This is a genomic window from Diaphorobacter sp. ED-3, from assembly GCF_027625375.1.
GTDB lineage: Bacteria > Pseudomonadota > Gammaproteobacteria > Burkholderiales > Burkholderiaceae_C > Diaphorobacter > Diaphorobacter nitroreducens.
On sequence record NZ_CP115182.1, the window covers coordinates 2,306,703 to 2,325,680 of the forward strand.

At 64.0% G+C, this 18,978-nt stretch carries 18 protein-coding genes and 1 pseudogene; 12 read left to right on the plus strand and 7 right to left on the minus strand.

Translation table 11 applies throughout. The features are described from left to right. Window positions 1–49: 49 nt before the first annotated feature. Complete coding sequence (locus PCQ86_RS11275) at window positions 50–961, minus strand: LysR family transcriptional regulator (protein WP_270173760.1); 912 nt, start codon at window positions 959–961, stop codon at window positions 50–52. A 156-nt stretch (window positions 962–1,117) separates the two neighbouring features. Here PCQ86_RS11275 and PCQ86_RS11280 point away from each other — a divergent pair, with 156 nt between their 5' ends. The 7 genes and pseudogenes from PCQ86_RS11280 to PCQ86_RS11310 all read left to right on the plus strand — a co-directional run bounded on the left by PCQ86_RS11280 (window position 1,118) and on the right by PCQ86_RS11310 (window position 7,863). Continuing rightward, window positions 1,118–2,641: a CoA-acylating methylmalonate-semialdehyde dehydrogenase gene (locus PCQ86_RS11280; protein ID WP_270173761.1), complete on the plus strand. Its 1,524-nt coding sequence runs from the start codon at window positions 1,118–1,120 to the stop codon at window positions 2,639–2,641. A gap of 38 nt (window positions 2,642–2,679) precedes the next feature. After that, a complete protein-coding gene (locus tag PCQ86_RS11285; protein WP_270173762.1) occupies window positions 2,680–3,108 on the plus strand; it encodes a lysozyme inhibitor LprI family protein in 429 nt (142 codons plus the stop codon). 26 nt (window positions 3,109–3,134) lie between these two features. Next, the gene (locus PCQ86_RS11290; protein WP_270173763.1) at window positions 3,135–4,301 is read left to right on the plus strand and encodes an acyl-CoA dehydrogenase family protein; all 1,167 of its coding nucleotides are present in this window, start codon (window positions 3,135–3,137) and stop codon (window positions 4,299–4,301) included. Between the two features lie 69 nt (window positions 4,302–4,370). Continuing rightward, window positions 4,371–4,775 carry a TfoX/Sxy family protein gene (locus PCQ86_RS11295; RefSeq protein ID WP_015913337.1) on the plus strand — a complete coding sequence of 135 codons (405 nt, stop codon included), beginning with the start codon at window positions 4,371–4,373 and terminating at the stop codon, window positions 4,773–4,775. 72 nt (window positions 4,776–4,847) lie between these two features. Continuing rightward, window positions 4,848–5,756: pseudogene (mmsB, locus tag PCQ86_RS11300) on the plus strand (3-hydroxyisobutyrate dehydrogenase); the annotation flags it as partial. A 395-nt stretch (window positions 5,757–6,151) separates the two neighbouring features. Continuing rightward, entirely contained in the window at window positions 6,152–7,177 is a 1,026-nt protein-coding gene (locus tag PCQ86_RS11305) for a YaaC family protein (RefSeq protein WP_270173765.1), read from the plus strand. Between the two features lie 92 nt (window positions 7,178–7,269). Further along, window positions 7,270–7,863: an MltR family transcriptional regulator gene (locus PCQ86_RS11310; protein ID WP_270173766.1), complete on the plus strand. Its 594-nt coding sequence runs from the start codon at window positions 7,270–7,272 to the stop codon at window positions 7,861–7,863. A gap of 286 nt (window positions 7,864–8,149) precedes the next feature. Here the strand turns inward: PCQ86_RS11310 and PCQ86_RS11315 are convergent, their stop codons facing one another. Together PCQ86_RS11315 and PCQ86_RS11320 are read right to left on the minus strand one after the other, a co-directional pair. Next, complete coding sequence (locus PCQ86_RS11315; RefSeq protein ID WP_270173767.1) at window positions 8,150–8,338, minus strand: hypothetical protein; 189 nt, start codon at window positions 8,336–8,338, stop codon at window positions 8,150–8,152. Then, window positions 8,335–8,721, minus strand: a complete 387-nt coding sequence (locus PCQ86_RS11320; RefSeq protein ID WP_270173768.1) for a hypothetical protein — start codon at window positions 8,719–8,721, stop codon at window positions 8,335–8,337. The genes PCQ86_RS11315 and PCQ86_RS11320 overlap by 4 nt, the downstream gene beginning before the upstream one ends. A gap of 215 nt (window positions 8,722–8,936) precedes the next feature. Here PCQ86_RS11320 and trpB point away from each other — a divergent pair, with 215 nt between their 5' ends. Continuing rightward, a complete protein-coding gene (gene trpB / locus PCQ86_RS11325; RefSeq protein WP_270173769.1) occupies window positions 8,937–10,145 on the plus strand; it encodes a tryptophan synthase subunit beta in 1,209 nt (402 codons plus the stop codon). A gap of 67 nt (window positions 10,146–10,212) precedes the next feature. Beyond that, window positions 10,213–10,551, plus strand: a complete 339-nt coding sequence (locus PCQ86_RS11330; protein WP_011805244.1) for a YggL family protein — start codon at window positions 10,213–10,215, stop codon at window positions 10,549–10,551. 285 nt (window positions 10,552–10,836) lie between these two features. Here the strand turns inward: PCQ86_RS11330 and PCQ86_RS11335 are convergent, their stop codons facing one another. The 4 genes from PCQ86_RS11335 to PCQ86_RS11350 all read right to left on the minus strand — a co-directional run bounded on the left by PCQ86_RS11335 (window position 10,837) and on the right by PCQ86_RS11350 (window position 15,992). Further along, window positions 10,837–11,895, minus strand: a complete 1,059-nt coding sequence (locus PCQ86_RS11335; protein WP_270173770.1) for an SMP-30/gluconolactonase/LRE family protein — start codon at window positions 11,893–11,895, stop codon at window positions 10,837–10,839. Between the two features lie 49 nt (window positions 11,896–11,944). Then, window positions 11,945–13,507 carry a galactarate dehydratase gene (garD, locus tag PCQ86_RS11340; RefSeq protein ID WP_252100673.1) on the minus strand — a complete coding sequence of 521 codons (1,563 nt, stop codon included), beginning with the start codon at window positions 13,505–13,507 and terminating at the stop codon, window positions 11,945–11,947. Between the two features lie 141 nt (window positions 13,508–13,648). Beyond that, complete coding sequence (locus PCQ86_RS11345) at window positions 13,649–14,653, minus strand: Bug family tripartite tricarboxylate transporter substrate binding protein (protein WP_270173771.1); 1,005 nt, start codon at window positions 14,651–14,653, stop codon at window positions 13,649–13,651. A 31-nt stretch (window positions 14,654–14,684) separates the two neighbouring features. Continuing rightward, the gene (locus PCQ86_RS11350; RefSeq protein WP_270173772.1) at window positions 14,685–15,992 is read right to left on the minus strand and encodes a glucarate dehydratase family protein; all 1,308 of its coding nucleotides are present in this window, start codon (window positions 15,990–15,992) and stop codon (window positions 14,685–14,687) included. 99 nt (window positions 15,993–16,091) lie between these two features. On the opposite strand from PCQ86_RS11350, the gene PCQ86_RS11355 reads away from it, so the two are divergent. The 3 genes from PCQ86_RS11355 (at window position 16,092) to kdgD (ending at window position 18,961) form a co-directional block, all read left to right on the plus strand. Beyond that, window positions 16,092–16,898 (plus strand): FadR/GntR family transcriptional regulator, encoded by an 807-nt coding sequence (locus tag PCQ86_RS11355; protein WP_270173773.1) that lies wholly within the window; start codon window positions 16,092–16,094, stop codon window positions 16,896–16,898. Window positions 16,899–17,007: 109 nt separating this feature from the next. Then, on the plus strand, window positions 17,008–17,976 hold the full coding sequence (locus tag PCQ86_RS11360) for a Bug family tripartite tricarboxylate transporter substrate binding protein (protein WP_270173774.1): 969 nt from the start codon (window positions 17,008–17,010) through the stop codon (window positions 17,974–17,976). A 73-nt stretch (window positions 17,977–18,049) separates the two neighbouring features. Beyond that, window positions 18,050–18,961, plus strand: a complete 912-nt coding sequence (gene kdgD / locus PCQ86_RS11365) for a 5-dehydro-4-deoxyglucarate dehydratase (RefSeq protein ID WP_270173775.1) — start codon at window positions 18,050–18,052, stop codon at window positions 18,959–18,961. Window positions 18,962–18,978 lie beyond the last annotated feature (17 nt).

The window sequence follows — 18,978 nt, forward strand, 5'->3', positions numbered from 1 at the left end:
CGCAAGGCCTCCGCATGCGGGGGCCTTTTTCTGTATGCCGCAGCGTACCCTAGCCTGCCGCTGGTTTACCTGGGGCCAGCGATGCTCCCTCGCGCTGGCCCACGTCTTTCAGGAAGGCCCACACTGCCTGCATGCGCGCCAAGTGCTTGGCCTCGGCCGGCATGCTCATCCAGAAGGTGCGTGTGAACTCGGCCTCGTGGGGCAGCACGCGCGCAAGTACAGGGTCACGGTCGGCCAGGAACGCGGGCAGCACGGCCAGGCCCGCGCCAGCGCGCACGGCCTCGTACTGCGCGGTGATGCTGGTGCTGCGCAGCGCAAAACGCTCGGGCGGGTAGAGCTGGTCGATGAACTGCAGCTCTTTTGTGAACAGCAGATCGTCCACGTAGCTGATGAAGGCGTGGTGGCGCAGGTCTTCACGCTTGGCCACCAGCGGTCTGCGCGCCAGGTACTCGCGCTGCCCGTAGAGACGCAGGGTGTAGTCGGCGAGTTTGGTGACGATCACCGAGCCGCGCTTGGGCCGCTCTAACGAAATCACGATGTCCGCCTCGCGCCGGCTCAGGTGCAGCATGCGCGGCAGGGCCAGCAGGTCGATGGACAAGTGCGGGTGCTTCTGCGTGAGCCGCGCCAGATGCGGCGCCAGCACCACCGTGCCAAAACCCTCGGTGGCACCCACGCGCACCAGTCCGGAGGGGCCCGCGCCCGGGGAGTTGGCGGGCGATGCGCGCTCCACCCCCAGCACGGCGGCCTCCATGGCCTCGACGGCGGGCAGCAGGTGGCGGCCGGTTTCCGTCAGCCGGTGTCCCGCTGCCTCGCGCGCGAACAGCGGCGCACCCATCTGCTTTTCCAGCGCCTGGATGCGCCGCGCCACTGTCGTGTGTTCCACGCCCGTGCGGCGCGCGGCCCCTGCCAGCGTGCCGGTGCGCGCCAGCTCCAGGAAGTAGCGCAAATTGTCCCAGTCCATACGGCTCCTCTGCGGTGATGTGCAAATTTGCAAAGCCAAGGTGCGTGATTGTCTATTGCCTACGCAATTTCGCACAACTACGATGCAGCCCATGCCAAGTCGGCACTTGCCGTGCCCGCTCCATTGCAGACCACCCCAGGACCCCAGGAGACAACCATGGACGCATCCACCTCCCAGGCCGTGAAGGCCCCCACCGTCAAGCTGCTGATCGGCGGCCAATTCGTCGAGTCCAAGACCACCCAGTGGCGCGACGTGGTGAACCCCGCCACGCAGCAAGTGCTGGCGCGCGTGCCCTTCGCCACGCCCGACGAGATCAACGCCGCCGTGGCCTCCGCCAAGGAAGCCTTCAAGACCTGGAAGAAGACCCCCATCGGCACGCGCGCACGCATCTTCCTCAAGCTGCAGCAGCTCATTCGCGAGAACATGAAGGAACTGGCCGCCCTGCTGACGGCCGAGCAAGGCAAGACCTTGCCCGACGCCGAAGGCGACGTGTTCCGCGGCCTCGAAGTGGTGGAGCACGCGGCCAACATCGGCACGCTGCAGCTGGGCGAGCTGGCCAACAACGTGGCCAACGGCGTAGACACCTACACCCTCATGCAGCCGCTGGGCGTGTGCGCCGGCATCACGCCGTTCAACTTCCCCGCGATGATCCCGCTGTGGATGTTCCCCATGGCCATTGCCACGGGCAACACCTTCGTGCTCAAGCCCTCCGAGCAAGACCCCATGGTCACCATGCGCCTGTGCGAACTGGCGCTGGAGGCCGGCATCCCCGCCGGCGTGCTGAACGTGGTGCATGGCGGCGAAGACGCCGTGAACGCCATCTGCGACCACCCGGACATCAAGGCCATCAGCTTCGTGGGCTCCACCAAGGTGGGCACCCATGTGTACAACCGCGCCAGCCTCAACGGCAAGCGCGTGCAATGCATGATGGGTGCGAAGAACCACGCCATCGTCATGCCTGACGCCAACAAGGAGCAGACGCTGAACGCCCTGGCCGGCGCCGCCTTCGGTGCGGCCGGCCAGCGCTGCATGGCCCTGTCGGTCGCCGTGCTGGTGGGCGAGGCGCGCAACTGGATCCCCGATCTGGTCGAGAAGGCCAAGACGCTGAAGGTGTCCGCCGGCACCGAGCCCGGCACCGATGTGGGCCCGCTGGTGAGCTGCGCCGCGCTGTCGCGCGTCGAGGGCCTGATCGAGCGCGGCATTGCCGACGGTGCCACGCTGGAACTGGACGGCCGCAAGCCCCAGGTGGCGGGCTACGACAAGGGCAACTTCGTCGGCCCCACGATCTTCAGCGGCGTGAAGCCCGGCATGAGCGTGTACGACCAGGAAATCTTCGGCCCCGTGCTGTGCCTGGCCGGCGCCGAGGACATCGACGAGGCCATCGAGTTCATCAACGCCAACCCCAACGGCAACGGCACGGCCATCTTCACGCAGTCCGGCGCGGCCGCGCGCAAGTTCCAGGAAGACATCGACGTGGGCCAGGTGGGTATCAACGTGCCGATCCCCGTGCCCGTGCCGCTGTTCTCCTTCACAGGCAGCCGCGCTTCCAAGCTGGGCGACCTGGGCCCCTACGGCAAGCAGGTGGTGCTGTTCTACACGCAGACCAAGACCGTCACGGCGCGCTGGTTCGACGACTCGACCACCAGCCACGGCGTGAACACCACCATCAGCCTGAAGTAAGCGGCGCCGCGCGGGGCGCGCATGGTGAAATCACAGGCATGACCCGATGCGTGAGAACCCATGCCGCCCGCCTGCGCGTCCTGGCCGCTGCGTGCGCCCTGTTGGCTGCCACCCAGGCACAGGCGCAGGCCGGCGCTGCCTGCCGCCCCGGCGGCACGGTGGATGAGACCAACGCCTGCGCCGTGCAGCGCTACCAGGAGGCGGACACCGCCACTCAGATTCTGTATGGCGATGTGATGCGTGCCCTGTCCGCCCACGAGCGCCCTGCCCTGCGCCAGGACCACGCCGCCTGGCAGCGCACGCGCGCCGCGCAGTGCAAGCAGGCGCAGCGCGCGGCGGAGTCCCGCCCCGAATGGCCGCGGCTGTACCACGACTGCCTGACGGTCCATACCCAGGCGCGGAGCGATGCCCTGATGCACTGGCTGCACCATGGCGAGGCGCCGCAGCCCACGACGAACAAGCCATAAGACACATAAGAGAAGGAGACACCGCCATGGACTTTGAACTCAGCGAAGACCAGCGCGCTTTTGCCGACACCGCGCGCCAGTTCGCCCAGGCGGAGCTGGCGCCCCACGCCGCCGAGTGGGATGCGCAGGGCATCTTCCCCCGCGAGGCTATTTGCCGTGCGGGCGAGCTGGGTTTTTGCGGCCTGTACGCGCCCGAGAGCGCCGGTGGCCTGGCCCTGCCGCGCCTGGACGCCACGCTGGTGTTCGAGGAACTGGCGGCCGTGGACCCCAGCACCACCGCCTTCATCACCATCCACAACATGGCCACCTGGATGCTGGGCACCTGGGCCACGGATGTCGTGCGCGCCGAATGGGGCGAGGCACTCACCAGCGGGCAAAAGCTCGCCAGCTACTGCCTGACCGAACCCGGCGCGGGGTCCGACGCCGCCTCCATCAAGACGCGCGCGGAGCTGGTCGGTAACGAGTACGTCATCAACGGCAGCAAGGCCTTCATCAGCGGTGCGGGCAGCACCGACGTGCTGGTGCTCATGGCACGCACCGGCGACGCGCAATCCGGCGCCGGCGGCATCAGCGCCTTTGCCGTACCCGCGAACCTGCCCGGCATCCACTACGGCAAGAAGGAAGAAAAGATGGGCTGGAACAGCCAGCCCACCCGCCAGATCAGCTTTGACAACGTGCGCATCCCCGCCAACCACCTGCTGGGCCAGGAGGGCGAAGGCTTCAAGATCGCCATGAAGGGGCTGGACGGCGGGCGCATCAACATCGCCACCTGCTCGGTCGGCGCCGCGCAAGGCGCACTGCAGCACGCCCAGCGCTACATGCAAGACCGCAAGCAGTTCGGCAAGCCGATCGCCAGCTTCCAGGCGCTGCAATTCAAGCTGGCCGACATGGCCACCGAGCTGGTGGCTGCGCGCCAGATGGTGCGGCTGGCCGCCAGCAAACTCGACGCCGGCGCGCGCGATGCCTCCACCTACTGCGCCATGGCCAAGCGCTTTGCCACCGACGTGGGCTTCAACGTGGTGAACGAGGCGCTGCAACTGCACGGCGGCTACGGCTACATCCGCGAATACCCGCTGGAGCGCCTGCTGCGCGACGCGCGCGTGCACCAGATCCTGGAAGGCACCAACGAGATCATGCGCGTCATCATCGGCCGGCGCATGCTGGACGGCGACGCGCCGGAGGTGATCCGTTGAAATTCAAAAACCATAGCTGCTCACGCCGGATGGATAAGCGCTAGAGGCCTATTTGACTCCAAAACCACCATGCCTGCTCGCCCCCTGTCCGACGAAGCGCTGCACCTGATCGCCGCCGTGCGCGACGCGCTGGGCGAGCGGCTGAACGCGCAGGTGGAGGTAGAGGAGCGCACGCTCTTTGGCTGCCACGCCTTCATGGTGGACGGCAAGCTCTGCCTGGGCGTGAAGGGCGAAGAGCTGTTGGTGCGCCTGCCGCCGCAGCAGCACGACGCAACCGCCGAAACCCCCGGCGTGCGCGAACTGGACCCGCGCGGCGGCATGGCCGGCTACTTCTGGCTGGAGCCCGCTGCCTACGCCACGCGCGCCCAGTGGGAGCACTGGATCGACACCGCCCTCGCCTTCAACCCGCTTGCCAAGGCCTCGCCCCGGCGGGCGAAGGCGGCCACAAGCCGCAGCAAGGGCACGCGATCATGATTGAAGGCATTTTTGCCCTGTAACGCTTACCCATAAAGCGCTAGCAGCTATCAAAACCATAGTTCCCATCACACACCACAGGAGACAACCACCATGCAAATCGCATTCATCGGGCTGGGCAACATGGGCGCGCCCATGGCCATCAACCTGCACAAGGCCGGCCACAGCGTGAAGGCCTTCGATCTGAGCCAGGACGCCCTGGCCAAGATCAAGGCCGAGGGCCTGCAGGTCGCCGCCAGCGCGCAAGACGCCGTGCAGGGCGCCGAGGCCGTCGTCACCATGCTGCCCGCCAGCCAACACGTGGAAGGCCTGTTCCTGGGCAGTGGCAACCTGCTGGCCAGCATTGCCAAGGGCACGCTGGTGATCGACAGCTCCACCATCGCCGCCGCCACCAGCCAGAAGGTCGCCAAGGCCGCTGAAGCCCTGGGCATCGACTTCATCGACGCACCCGTATCGGGTGGCACGGGCGGCGCCATCGCCGGCACCCTCACCTTCATGGTCGGCGGCACCGACGCGCAACTACAGCGCGCACGCCCCCTGCTGGAAAAAATGGGCGCCAACATCTTCCACGCCGGCGCCGTGGGCGCGGGCCAGACGGCCAAGATCTGCAACAACATGCTGCTGGGCATCCTGATGGTGGGCACCAGCGAAGCCATCGCGCTGGGCGTCGCCAACGGCCTGGACCCCAAGGTGCTGAGCGAAATCATGCGCCGCAGCTCCGGCGGCAACTGGGCACTGGAAAAGTACAACCCCTTCCCCGGCGTGCACGAGAACGCCCCCGCCAGCAAGGGCTACGCGGGCGGCTTTGGCACCGACCTGATGTTGAAAGACTTGGGCCTGGCCCAGGAAAACGCCATCGCCACCAAGGCCAGCACCCCGCTGGGCGGCATGGCGCGCGCAATCTACGCGGCGCACAGCATTGCGGGGCACGGGGGGGAGGATTTCTCCAGCGTGATCAAGATGGTGCAGAAGAAGGGCTGAGCAGGCTTTCCGGCATGCCTTCTGCAAAAAGGCGCTGTGACTTGCGTTGCAGCGCCTTTTTTTATTCTGAGCAGAGTGCCTTTGCTATGGCCTCTTTCGACCCAAAGTAGTCCCTCAGATCAACGCTTTACAGCCGTCATGCAGGATAGTGTGAGGCGCAAGATATAGTGTTTTCAGCGCGTTCGTCCATGGGGCAAATCTCGGGCACCTATTGAACACTAGGGGTGCAGTATTTGGCGGCTGAATTTAGAACTGTTTTCATATACAACACACGGTACGAAGCTAGGCTGCAAGCCCGCTCCGGGGAATTTTTAATCGCCAGTTTAGGCGCCGAGCGTCAGACATGGCCTGCGTCGCGGCCGATAAAGGCTTTTTGTCAGACCTTAGAATAATTCATGGCCACTTCAGATATTAATTACAAAAACAAGGTTCTCACGTTACACAAATCAATCACTACCCCTCACTTTAATGAGCGGACAGTATTGGTGACGAGCACTTGGGACTATGTCGATCTTTGGCTTAAGCGGAATAAGAAAAATGATGCCAGATTCTTCTGGAATCAAGCTCGCAGCTTTTACGAGGCCACGCTCAGTCTCCCAAAAACTTCTGCACCACTCACCGCGTATTACTGCTTCCTTAACGCAACCAAGGCCCTGTTGTTAACAAATGGAAGCCAGTTTAGTGATCAACATGGGGTATCCGGCTTTACCGCAGCAGGCCCCACGGCATTGTCTAATGAGCGAATAAAAATAAAAAATGGCGGCGTATTGCCTGCATTGTGCCAGACGTTCGGCGAGCCGATTAATCCTCTTGATTTATACACACTCAAGGACGTTCTGTACAACTTGCCTTATATCCACAGGGCATTCAGCCTTACCTTCACTGATACTGAGCTCTTCATTCCTATCAATAACGCAAAGATTGTTCGATCTACTCAAACTCACGAGGCTTGGTTGGTTGCCGAACTTGTAGGTAAGTACGCGAACGCAAACACGATAAACAAACTGCCAGCTAGCTTTGAACGTGATGCAGGAAACCCCGAAAAGCACATCATTCGTAGTATTCACAGATTTGATTGGCGTCCGAGGGAGAAGGTTGAAAGTCTGAATCGGTACAAAGCCTTCCATGCCCGCATGCGCAAGGAGATCGTTTATATCCACGCAGGGAGCAATAGATGGTACCTTCGGCGAGGTGGCGCTATCGCAGGAGCGATTAATAGGAACTGCCTCGTCCTCACTTTTGCCGCCATGCATAGACTCTCTGAATTGTCACGCTACGCACCCGATCGATTGGCCAAGCACTTCGATTGCCAACATAACTGGCTCTTATCAGAGTTTATAGTTTCAGCGCCCAATCAGTTTATTGATTCAATCTCTTCGGAAATTACCGGCCATGAATTTTTTGCGCCAGAAAGACTTTAACTGCCAGCCTAGCTGAGTTTTGCAGGTGGGCGGCTATTTTTCACATGGCCGTCGGTGAATTTTTGCGATAAATAAAAAATACAAGATGGATCATGAAAGAGAAACCCGAACGCATAAGTAGCGAACAGCATCAGGCCAATGAGCGCTACTCCTTGGACAGGCTAAACCGCTTCATGAGTTTGATCCAAAAGCAAGATGATCAAGCAATGGTCTTGTCTCTTGCTACATTCTTGGAAGATACTCTTGGGCGATTGCTGCTCGCCTACTTTCGCTCATGCAAAGCAACAAAAGAGCTGATTGAGGGCTTCAATGCGCCATTAGGCACATTTGGTAGCCGAATTAAAGCTGTTTATGCCTTCGGCTTGGTAACCGACGATCAATATAAAGACATGGAAATCTTGCGCAAGATAAGAAATCACTTTGCGCACAACTGGGAGGGAGTCTCCTTTGAACGAAACGACATTCAAGCACTTGTTGGGCAACTTAGTTGCTATACAGTAGATCACAGGACAATTGAGGGTGGCCCAAGGGAAAAGCTATTAGGCACTCTCTCAACCTGCTGTATGGAGCTCCAGGTCTTCCTGGGCCGGCTAGTTGACGGCATGGTGGAAAAAGCCCCCGATGTAAGCCATCGGCTTAGTATCGTGCCGCCAACCGAACGAGGCTATCGACGGTTTGTCAGATAGCATATAAGCATGACCGGCCATATTATTTGCACCATGTTCTACGATGCGCCCCGGCCTGATTTGTCGCTCAAGCGGACCCGCATTTTGTGGGCGGGTCCCCTCATTCGTTGAGTGACCGTTTATTCTGGCTTTTACTGACTGCTCCTGGCCGTCACCGGTCCTTGGCCAAATCAACCCTCTTCATGTACACAGCATCAAGACATCTCACAAATGCCCGGCGTATCGGGTTACTTAAAAGCACCATTCAGGGCAGATATTCATCCACCAATCTCTGAACCGCATTGGCCTAAATTTCATCACGCCGCCGCTTCAGCGCCTCTCTGTCGCGCTGCGCCTCTTCCCAAGCTTTGAAGGCGGCTACGGCGTCGATGTATTGGGGCAACGGCAGGGCTGATTTCCTGCATTTCGGTATTTTTCCTGTTTTTCTTTTTATGCCGAAACTCTTTATAAAACGATCGGTTAGATAGAAATTCAAGCCATCGCCATCCACTCTTGCACGCAATGGTGGGCCAGCGCCGTCACCCAGCAGGGCTCCCCCGGTACGAAGGCAATCCCGTACCGCGGGCTGACCAGAAACCCGGCGCGGTCGAATGCCCGGTCATCGCTCGATTGCACAAACGCGGCCAGGTCACGGAACGGCACGGCCACGGTGCCCAGGTGCAGCGCTTCCGCGCGGGCAGTCACCTCTTCCAGGCGGCCACTGTCCTGAAAGCGGTAGACCACGTCGCCATAGTCCAGCGCGGTCAGGCCGACGTTGTTGCGCGACTCGCTGCGTGGCTGGCCGTGGGCGCTGATGATGTCGCCGCGCGTGGCGGTAAGGGGTACGCCATTCACGCTTTCGTAGGGTTGCAGGTGCATGGGCGATTCTGTGGCGGCGCGGCGGCGCGCGGCAACCGGGGGCGTGTATCGAACCGTGAGGCGCAACACGCGCGTATATTGCCCCGTGTTGCCGTTGGCGGGCCGTAAGCGCCCCGCAATGGTTCAGCATGAAAATGCCGCCCAGCGCCCGTCTGAAAAGCGCGGGCAGCTATCAAAATCGAAGTTCTTTCAACCACCCTCCTCCTTTGACTGCGATGACAGCCTCCACCGACTTCGCCCCCATGCCCGATGCCGCCGGCTTCTTTGGCCCCTACGGCGGGCAGCTTGTGCCGCCGCACCTGAAAGCCGCCATGGACGACATCGCCGCGGCCTATGCCGAGATCACGCAGCGCAAGGACTTCCAGGACGAGCTGGCACAGCTGTTTGCCGATTACGTGGGCCGGCCCAGCCCGATCTTTCATGCCAAGCGGCTGTCGGGCCTGCTGGGCGGCGCGCAGATCCACCTCAAGCGCGAGGACCTGAACCACACCGGCGCGCACAAGATCAACCACTGTCTGGGCGAGGCGCTGCTGGCCAAGTTCATGGGCAAGAAGAAGGTGATCGCCGAGACGGGCGCTGGCCAGCACGGCGTGGCGTTGGCCACGGCCTGTGCGCTGGTGGGCATTCCGTGCGAGATCCACATGGGCCAGGTGGACATCGAGAAGGAGCACCCCAACGTCACCAAGATGCGCATCCTGGGCTGCAAGCTGGTGGCAGTGACGCGCGGCGCGGCCACGCTGAAGGAGGCGGTGGACAGCGCCTTCGAGGAGTACCTGACCAACCCCAGCGACTACCTGTACGCCATCGGCTCGGTGGTGGGGCCGCACCCGTTTCCGATGATGGTGCGCGACTTCCAGAGCATCATCGGCCGCGAGGCGCGCGAGCAGTTCCAGGCCAGGCACGGCCGCCTGCCCGACTACGTGACCGCCTGCGTGGGCGGCGGGAGCAATGCCATGGGCATGTTCACCGCCTTCCTGGGCGATACCGACGTGAAGCTGGTGGGCGTGGAGCCCTCGGGCGAAGGCACCGACAAGCCCGGCCGGCACGCGGCCACGCTGAGCATGGGCCAGCCCGGTGAGATCCACGGCATGAAGTGCTATGTGCTGGAGGATGCGCCGGGCGTGCCCGCCGCCGTGCACAGCATTGCCTCGGGCCTGGACTACCCCGGCGTGGGCCCGCAGCACAGCTATCTGAAGGACATTGGCCGCGTGCAGTACGAAGCCGTGACCGACAAGGAATGTCTGGACGCGTTCATGCAGCTGTCGCGCGTGGAAGGGATCATCCCCGCGCTGGAGAGCGCCCATGCCGTGGCCTGGGCCATCCGCGTGGCGCCCACGCTGCCTCAGGACCAGCACATCCTGGTCAACCTGTCGGGCCGCGGCGACAAGGATGCGGATTACGTCGCCAAGGTGCTGGGGCTTTGACGGGCGGGCGCGGCGCGTGTTCTGCCATCATGCCGCCCTTGATTCACTGAACTGAGAGAACCTGACCATGGCACTGCCACCCAACAAGCAACGCAGCCGCCGCCTTCGCAAGAAGATGCGCGTGGCCGAGTTTCAGGAATTCGGCTTCGAGTACGAGCTGAAGGTCAAGCAGGAGCTGACGCCCGAGCAAGAGGAGGCGCTGATGGACCGCTTCGTGCGGGACCTGCTGGTGCCCCGCAATCTGGCGGCCGCCGGCTGGGTGCGCGAAGGCTTCGTGACGGCCTTCGTGCGCGGCTCCGCCACCGAGGACGACCGCCAAGCCACGCAGGCCTGGCTGGCTGCACAGCCCGAGGTGGCCGAGGCCACCGTGAGCGAGCTGAAGGACGCCTGGTACGTGCAAGACTGAGCCGCGCACCACAGGGTAGCCGCGCAGCGCGGGGCTGGCGTCAGCCAGTAGGTTTCAAGCCTTTTTAGCCTCTAGCCTTTGACCAACAAGCGCCAGCAGCTATCAAAACAGAAGCGAAACAGCCGCCAACCCCCACGGAGGTGGCGGCTGTTGCCGTTGATGCGGTGCGTTCGTGCGAACGGGGCGGTTGGCTCAGCCTTCCGTGATCCCTGCGGCCCTGATGACCTGGGCCTCACGGGTCGGCCCCTGCCCTGTGGCGGGCGGCCGCCACGGGGACGTTTGCACTCAGACAGCGCCGCGCGCCTCCACGTAAAGCGCGTAGATCGAATGGCTGCTGGCCATGAACAGGCGGTTGTTCTTGGCACCCCCAAAACACAGGTTGGCACAACGCTCAGGCAGCCGGATGTGGCCGATGGCTTTGCCTTCGGGGTTGAAGACCATCACGCCATCCAGGTCCGCCGGGTTGGCGCCCACGGCGCCGTTGCTGCCCCACCCGCACCAGAGGTTGCCGAACTCGTCGCACTTGATGCCGTCCAGGGCACCCGGGCCGCCCGCGTCGATGTGCAGACGCTTGCCGGACAGCCGCCCGCCCGGGCCCACGTCGTAGGCCCACACCACGCGATGCGGCTGGTGGCGGCCCTCGACGATGTAGAGCACCTTCTCATCGGGCGAAAAGCACAGGCCATTGGCACCCGCCAGGTCGCCCAGCACCTGGCTGACCTTTGCGCCGCCCGGGTCGATGCGGTAGACGCCGTGCGGCAGCTCTGGCGCGGCCTTTTCGCCCTCCCAATGACCGGCGATGCCGAACGGCGGGTCGGTGAACCAGACCGCGCCGTCCTTGCTGCAAATGATGTCGTTGGGTGAGTTGAAGCGCTTGCCGTTGTAGCCATCGGCCAGCACGGTGATGCTTCCGTCGTACTCGGTGCGCGTGATACGGCGCGTCAGGTGCTCGCAGGTCAGCAGCCGGCCCTGGCGGTCGCGTGCGAGGCCGTTGGAAAAGTTGGAGGGCTGGCGGAATACGCCCCACGCACCGGTGGCCTCATCCCAGCGCATGATGCGGTTGTTCGGAATGTCGGATACCAGCAGGTAGCGCCCGTCTCCGAACCACACGGGCCCTTCGGCCCAACGCATGCCGGTGGCGATCTGCTCCACGCTGCTGCTGTAGATGCGGTACTTGGCGAACTGCGGGTCCAGCACCTGCACCGATGGGTCGGGGTAACGCTGCTGGGGCTTGAATTCAAAACTCTGCGCCGTGGCAGCACCCGCGGCCGTGGCGGCCACCGCGCCGGCCAGGAAATGGCGCCGCGTGGCAGCGCCGGGCGCCGCATTCTTCTCGTGAGGCATTTCGGGATCTCCGTTGTGGGTTTTGCCGGGGGTGGGTCGAATAAGCAGGTCAAGTCACCGGCGCTGGGTTGAACAGCACGAGCTGGTTGGCCAGCTTCCAGTGCTCGGCCCAGGTCTTTTTGCGGCCGCTGGCCACGTCGAGCATGAGGTGGAACAACTCCCAGCCCACGTCTTCGATGGTGGCCTGCCCGTCTGCGATGCGGCCGGCGTTCACATCCATCAGGTCGTGCCAACGCCGGGCCAAATCGCTGCGCGTGGCTACCTTGATCACCGGCACCTGCGCAAGCCCATAAGGCGTGCCGCGCCCCGTGGTGAACACGTGCAGGTTCATGCCCGCCGCCAGTTGCAGCGTGCCGCAGATGAAGTCGCTGGCGGGGGTGGCCGCGTAGAGCAAACCTTTTTGCACCGCCTTTTCGCCCGGAGCCACTACGCCGGCGATGGGCGCGCTACCGCTCTTGACGATGGAGCCCATGGCCTTCTCGACGATGTTCGACAGCCCCCCTTTCTTGTTGCCCGGTGTGGTATTGGCACTGCGGTCCACGCGGCCGCGTGCCAGGTAGGCGTCGTACCAGGCCATCTGGTCGATCAGGGCCTGCGCCACCTCGGGCGTGGCCGCACGTGCGGTGAGCTGGTCGATGCCGTCACGCACCTCGGTCACCTCGCTGAACATCACCGTGGCGCCGGCGCGCACCAGCAAATCGGTGCAAAAGCCCACGGCCGGGTTGGCGGTCACGCCGCTGAAGGCATCGCTGCCGCCGCACTGCACGCCCACCACCAGTTCGCTGGCAGGCACCGTCTCGCGCCGACGTGCGTTCAGGCGCTTCAGGTGCTCGTCGGCCTGGCGCAGGATGGAGTCGACCATGGACATAAAGCCCACATGGGCTTCGTCCTGCAGACACACCACGTCCAGCGGTGCCTCCTGCAGGGTACGCTGGTCCACCAGAGCAATGGCGCCAGGCGGCATGAGGCGCTCGGGCTGCAGCTTCTCGCAGCCCAGGCTGACCACCATCACCTCGCCGCCGAAGTTCGGGTTGAGGCTGATGTTGCGCAGCGTGCGGATGGGTACCGCCGCGTCCGGCGCGTCGATGGCGACACCGCAGCCGTAGCCATGCTCCAGCGCCACCACGTCGTCCACGTTCGGGTACTTGGGCAGCAACTCGGCCTTGATGCGCTGCACGGCAAAGTCCGTCACCCCGGCCACGCACTGCACCGTCTGGGTGATTGCAAGGATGTTGCGCGTGCCCACGGAGCCATCGGCGTTGCGGTAGCCCTCGAAGGTGTAGCCCGCCAGCGGCTCCATCGGCGTCGGCTTGGCGGTGGCGATGGGCAGGCCGTCCAGCGCACGCGCATCGGGCATCTGCAACAGGCGCTCGTGCACCCAGCTGCCAGCCGCTATGAACTTGAGGGCATAGCCGATGACCACGTTGTAGCGGCGCACGGCACCGCCCTCGGGGATGTCTTCCAGCGCCACCTTGTGCGCCTGCGGCACCTTGTCCACCAGCACCTGGCCGCCGGGTAGCCGGGTGCCAGCAGGCAGGCCGCCATCGTTGGCCACGATGGCGACGTTGTCGGCCGGGTGCATGGCGATGCAAAGCGGGGCTTGTGTACTCATACCAATGTCTTTTCCAGTTTCCATGGCGCTACGGCCGCCCGCGGGCGACGAAGCTGACGCCTGCAACCAGGTTGCCGTGCAAGGGCTACCCGGCAACGGGGCGGCATCTCCGTTAGCGAAAGGCGTGCGGCCGCTCAGGGGTCATTCCGCCTTTATGCCTGCGGCCTTGATCACCTGCGCCCACTTGGCCACCTCGGCTTTCTGGAATGTGGCCAGTTCGGCGGGCGTCATGGTGGATGGCACCATGCCGAAGGCTTTGAGGCGCGCCTGGACTTCCGGGGTGGCGACGATCTTCATGATCTCGGCGTGCAGTCGGTCCACGATGGGCTTGGGTGTGCCGGCGGGCGCGAACACGGCCTGCCAGGAGCCCATGTCGAAGCCTTTTTCTCCGGCTTCGGCAATGGTGGGCACGTCGGGCAGCGACTCCACGCGTTTGGAGCTGGTCACGGCGATGGGGCGCAGCTTGCCCGACTGGATGTGCGGGCCTACGACCAGGGCGGTGTCGAACATCATGTCCACCTGGCCACCGATCACGTCCTGCACCGCCGGGCCGCTGCCCTTGTATGGCACATGCGTGAACTTCACGCCCGTCTGATAGGCCAGCAGCTCCAGCGCCATGTGGTTGGAGGTGCCGCTGCCGGGCGACGCCGAGGACAGGCCGCCCGCCGCGGCCTTGGCCTTGCTGGCGGCGAGCACTTCCGCAAGCGTCTTGTACGGGCTGGCGGCGGGCACCACCAGCACCAGCGGACCAGAGCCCAGCATGGCAATCGGTGTGAAGGACTTGACGGGGTCGTAGTCCAGCTTGGGGTACAGGCTCACATTGATGGCGTGCGAGCTGATGGTGCCGCCAAGGATGGTGTAGCCGTCGGCAGGCGCGCGCGCGGCGATGGCCGATCCCACGCTGCCGCCCGCGCCGCCCTTGTTGTCGATGACCACGGGCGTGCCCAGGGCCTGGCCCAGAGGCTGGGCTACCACGCGAGCCAGCGTGTCGGTATTACCGCCGGGTGGAAAGGGCACCAGGTAGGTGATGGCCTTGCCCGCGGGCCAATTGCCCTGCGCTGCTGCAGGCAAGGGAGTCAATGCGCTGCCCAGCAGCAAGGCGCTGGCGGCGGCGAGGGAGCTTTTGATCAAGGTGCGGCGTTGCATGGGGGATGTCTCCTGGTTGGATGGAAAGGACTCAGAAACGTGGCTGGCGGCCGGTGAAGCCGGGGTCGTACTTGCGCATCTGCCCGAGGTCGTCGCGGTTACGGATGCCGCAGTGCAGGTAGTTGTCGTGCAGGCGGGCCAGCGCCTCGCGATCCAGCGTGACGCCCAGGCCCGCCGTCGTAGGCACGCGCAGGCTGCCCTGCTCGAATTGCAGGCGGCCGCCTTCGACGACCTCCTCGTCCTGCCACGGGTAGTGCGTGTCGCAGGCATAGGTGAGCTGCGGCACGCTGGCACACAGGTGCGTCATGGCGACGAGGCTGATGCCCAGGTGGGAGTTGCTGTGCATGGACAGACCCAGGTCGAAGGTCTTGCACAGCGTGGCCAGCCGTTGCGTGGCACGCAGACCGCCCCAGTAGTGGTGGTCGCTGAGCACGATCTTCACGGGGCAGCCCAGGTCGACGTTGCGGCGGAATTCGGCAAAGTCGGTGACCACCATGTTGGTGGCCAGCGGCACATCGCCTTCGCGTTCCATCGCGCGCGCCACGGCAGCCATGCCCTCTAGGCCAGGGGCCGGGTCTTCGTAATACTCCAGCACGCCGCGCAGTTGCTGCACCACCTTCAGGCTGGTCTGTACCGTCCAGTTGGCGTTGGGGTCGATGCGCAACGGCATACCCGGAAAGGCCTGGGCCAGCGCGAGGATGCCGGCCGCCTCCTGGTCGGGCGGCAAGGCGCCGCCCTTGAGCTTGATGCTCTGGAAGCCGTACTGGGCGATCATGCGCCGCGCCTGGGCGACGAGTTGCGCGGGCGTGAGTGCCTCGCCCCAGGCATCCGGCGCATAGGGCTGGTCGATGTGTTCGGCGTATTTGTAGAACAGGTAGGCCGAGAAGGGAACGCAGTCGCGCGCCGCGCCGCCCAGCAGATCCACGACCGGGGCCTGCGCCAACTGGCCTTGCAGGTCCATCATCGCCACTTCAAACGCGCTGATGACCTTGGCCACGGTCTTGGATACATGCGTGCCCGGTGCCAGCGACACCTGCTGCCCCAGGAATTCCGAGGCCGTTTGTGCGGGCGGTGCGACCAGGGCCGCCACGCGCTGCTCCATGGCGTTGAGCGCCCAGGGGGACAGACCTACCAGGGCGGGCGCCGCCTTGGCCAAAGCGTCCAGCATGGGCTGGTCGCCATAGCTCTCGTTGATGCCCACCAGACCCGAGGCGGTCTCGATCTCGATGATGGAGCGCAGGGCCCATGGCTCGTGGATGCCGGCCGCATTGAGCAGCGGCGGATCGCGGAAGGCAATGGGCGTGATGCGGATGTGGCGGATCGCGTGGGAGGTGCTCATCTTCGTGCGTTGAGAGGGGCATCCGTGCCGGCATTTCAGGTCCCGGCTCGAATGAGAGATATGTTGTCTGATAACGTGCGACGAATTATGATCACATCCATGAACACGCCCTCCACGGGATTACCCGAATCCATCGCGTCCGCGGCCCAGCACGCCTCTTCACTGCGCGGCAGAGCGGGCCGCAGCGCAGGGCGCAGCCTGGCAAAGGTGCTGTTCGACGAGTTTGAAAGCAAGATTCGCCAAGGCCTGCTGCGCGAAGGCGACAAGCTGCCCACGGAATCGGAGCTGGTGCAGGGCTACGATGTGAGTCGCACGGTTGTGCGCGAGGCACTGTCCAAGCTGCAGGCCGCCGGCATGGTGGAGACCCGACACGGCATCGGCACCTTCGTACTGCCACCCCGCAGCGGCGGCATGTTCTTCCTGGACCCCTCCGAGTTGGCCGAGTCTGTGGACGTGCTGGCCGTGCTGGAGCTGCGCATCAGCCTGGAGACCGAGTCGGCTGGGCTGGCCGCGCAACGCCGTACTGAGGGGCAATTGCAGGCCATGCGTGCCGCACTGGATGACTTTGCGCAGAGCACGCAACTGGGCGAAGACACGGTAGCCCACGACTTTCGCTTTCACCTGCAGATTGCCCAGGCCACCGGTAACCGATATTTTGCGGACATCATGAACCACCTGGGCACCACGCTGATTCCGCGCACCCGCGTGGGCACCGCGCGCAGCTCCCCGCCGAATGACGGCTACCTGCAGCGCGTGAACCGAGAGCACGAAGAGATCTACATGGCGATTGCGCGCAAGGATGCGGAATCCGCCCGCGCGGCCATGCGCGTGCACCTGACCAACAGCCGCGAACGGCTACGCCAGGCTCAGGAAGCGGCCTCCGCAGCGTCCGCCCTGCCCGCCTGAGCCCCTTACAAGCCATCCAATGAAAAATTTGCGCTGAAACGTTTGTTGTTCTTTCGATGATGTTGTACGATGACATATAACTAACGCTCACAACCTCAGGAGACATCGCATGACTTTCACCCGCCGCCTTGCCCTCGCCTGCGCTGCGCTGGCCTGCACCACGACCATGGTTCACGCCGCAGACAACTGGCCCAGCCGTCCGCTCAAGATCGTCGTGCCCTACCCGCCGGGCGGCAGTTCGGACATCATTGCCCGCTCGATCAGCCAGCAGTTGTCCGAGTCGCTCAAGCAGCCGGTGATCGTCGAGAACAAGCCCGGTGCAAACGGCAATCTTGGCGCCGATATCGTGGCCAAGTCGTCGCCTGACGGCTACACGCTGCTGTTGTGCGATCTGGGCGCGCTGGCCATCAGCCCGTCGATCTATACCAAGCTGCCCTTCAATCCGTCCAAGGATCTGCGCGGCGCTGCCATGCTGGCGTATTCGCCCCACCTGTTGGTGGTGCACCCCTCCGTCAAGGCCAACAACCTGAAGGAACTGGTGGAGCTGTCCAAAACCAGCGACCTGAACTTCGCCGTCACGGCCACCGGCAGCGCACCGCACCTGGCGGGTGTGGAGTTGGCCCGCGCCACGGGCGCCAAGTGGGTCTACGTGCCCTACAAGGGCGGCGTGCAGTCGGTGCAGGACACGGTGGCCGGCCAGACGCAGGTGCTGATGAACGGCATGCTGGCCACCTATCCCCATGTGCAAAGCGGCAAGCTCAAGCTGCTGGGTGTGTCCAAGCGCGAGCGCATGCCGCTCATCGGCAGCTCTCCCACCATCGCCGAGCAGGGCGTGGCGGGCTTCGAAACCGGCTCGTGGCAAGGCGTGATGCTGCCCGCAGGAACACCGCCGGCCATCACCAAGCGCATTGGCGAGGCCCTGGTGGCCGCCATCCGTACGCCCGATGTGCGCTCACGCCTCACGGGCCAGGGCGCCGAAGTGGTGACCATGTCCCCGTCGGAAGTGGACAGCTTCTTTGCCAGCGAACGCGCCCGTTGGGCCAAGGTCGTGCAGCAAGAGAAGCTGCAGCTGGACTGACCGCGCCCAGATTTCCCCTCTTAAACCCCACGTCGCCAACCTGCCGCGCAGCGGCTTTGAAAGAAAGACTGAGATGACTCCCCAAGACCTGAAGAACGTGATGAGTTCCGGCCTGCTGTCGTTCCCCATCACCGACTTCCATGACAACGGCGACTTCAATGCCAAGGGCTATGCCGAGCGCCTGGAGTGGCTCGCTCCGTTCGGCGCCAGCGCGTTGTTTGCTGCGGGCGGCACGGGCGAGTACTTCTCGCTCACGGCCAGCGAATATCCGCAGATCATCCAGACCGCGGTAAACACCTGCCGCGGCAAGGTGCCCATCATTGCCGGTGCGGGCGGCCCCACGCGCTTTGCCATCGAATGCGCGCAGGCCGCCGAGAAGGCCGGCGCGCACGGCATCCTGCTCATGCCCCACTACATGACAGAAGCCAGCCAGGAAGGCCTGGCAGCCCACGTGGAAGCCGTGTGCAAGAGCGTGGACTTCGGCGTGATCATCTACAACCGCGGCATCACCCGCTACACGCCGGAAACCGTTGCCCGCCTGTGCGAGCGCAACCCGAACCTGGTCGGCTTCAAGGATGGCGTGGGCGACATCGAGGGCATGGCCTCCATGTTCCTGGCCATGGGCGACCGCCTGGCCTACCTGGGCGGCCTGCCCACGGCCGAGGTCTATGCCGCCGCCTACAAGGCACTGGGCACGCCGGTGTATTCGTCCGCCGTGTTCAACTTCATCCCGAAAACAGCCATGCGTTTCTACGAAGCGGTGAAGAACGACGACCAGGCCACGCAGCACCAGTTGCTCAAGGACTTCTTCATGCCTTACCTGAAGATCCGCAACCGCAGCGCCGGCTACGCGGTGAGCATCATCAAGGCCGGCGCCAAGATCGTCGGCCACCCCGCCGGCCCCGTGCGTGCGCCGCTGGCCGACTTGCAGGCTGAAGAGATCGAGATGCTGGCCGAACTGATCCGCAAGGTCGAGCCTGTCTGATGCCTTTTGGCCCCGCC

Bases quoted from the DNA above. Each gene is read 5' to 3' on its own strand.
- PCQ86_RS11350 (WP_270173772.1), bottom strand. From the start codon at position 15,992: ATGAGCACCTCCCACGCGATCCGCCACATCCGCATCACGCCCATTGCC.
- PCQ86_RS11285 (WP_270173762.1), top strand. From the start codon at position 2,680: ATGACCCGATGCGTGAGAACCCATGCCGCCCGCCTGCGCGTCCTGGCC.
- PCQ86_RS11305 (WP_270173765.1), top strand. From the start codon at position 6,152: ATGGCCACTTCAGATATTAATTACAAAAACAAGGTTCTCACGTTACAC.
- PCQ86_RS11320 (WP_270173768.1), bottom strand. From the start codon at position 8,721: ATGCACCTGCAACCCTACGAAAGCGTGAATGGCGTACCCCTTACCGCC.
- PCQ86_RS11330 (WP_011805244.1), top strand. From the start codon at position 10,213: ATGGCACTGCCACCCAACAAGCAACGCAGCCGCCGCCTTCGCAAGAAG.
- PCQ86_RS11275 (WP_270173760.1), bottom strand. From the start codon at position 961: ATGGACTGGGACAATTTGCGCTACTTCCTGGAGCTGGCGCGCACCGGC.
- trpB (WP_270173769.1), top strand. From the start codon at position 8,937: ATGACAGCCTCCACCGACTTCGCCCCCATGCCCGATGCCGCCGGCTTC.
- PCQ86_RS11280 (WP_270173761.1), top strand. From the start codon at position 1,118: ATGGACGCATCCACCTCCCAGGCCGTGAAGGCCCCCACCGTCAAGCTG.
- kdgD (WP_270173775.1), top strand. From the start codon at position 18,050: ATGACTCCCCAAGACCTGAAGAACGTGATGAGTTCCGGCCTGCTGTCG.
- PCQ86_RS11355 (WP_270173773.1), top strand. From the start codon at position 16,092: ATGAACACGCCCTCCACGGGATTACCCGAATCCATCGCGTCCGCGGCC.
- PCQ86_RS11290 (WP_270173763.1), top strand. From the start codon at position 3,135: ATGGACTTTGAACTCAGCGAAGACCAGCGCGCTTTTGCCGACACCGCG.
- PCQ86_RS11310 (WP_270173766.1), top strand. From the start codon at position 7,270: ATGAAAGAGAAACCCGAACGCATAAGTAGCGAACAGCATCAGGCCAAT.
- PCQ86_RS11295 (WP_015913337.1), top strand. From the start codon at position 4,371: ATGCCTGCTCGCCCCCTGTCCGACGAAGCGCTGCACCTGATCGCCGCC.
- PCQ86_RS11345 (WP_270173771.1), bottom strand. From the start codon at position 14,653: ATGCAACGCCGCACCTTGATCAAAAGCTCCCTCGCCGCCGCCAGCGCC.
- garD (WP_252100673.1), bottom strand. From the start codon at position 13,507: ATGAGTACACAAGCCCCGCTTTGCATCGCCATGCACCCGGCCGACAAC.
- PCQ86_RS11360 (WP_270173774.1), top strand. From the start codon at position 17,008: ATGACTTTCACCCGCCGCCTTGCCCTCGCCTGCGCTGCGCTGGCCTGC.
- PCQ86_RS11335 (WP_270173770.1), bottom strand. From the start codon at position 11,895: ATGCCTCACGAGAAGAATGCGGCGCCCGGCGCTGCCACGCGGCGCCAT.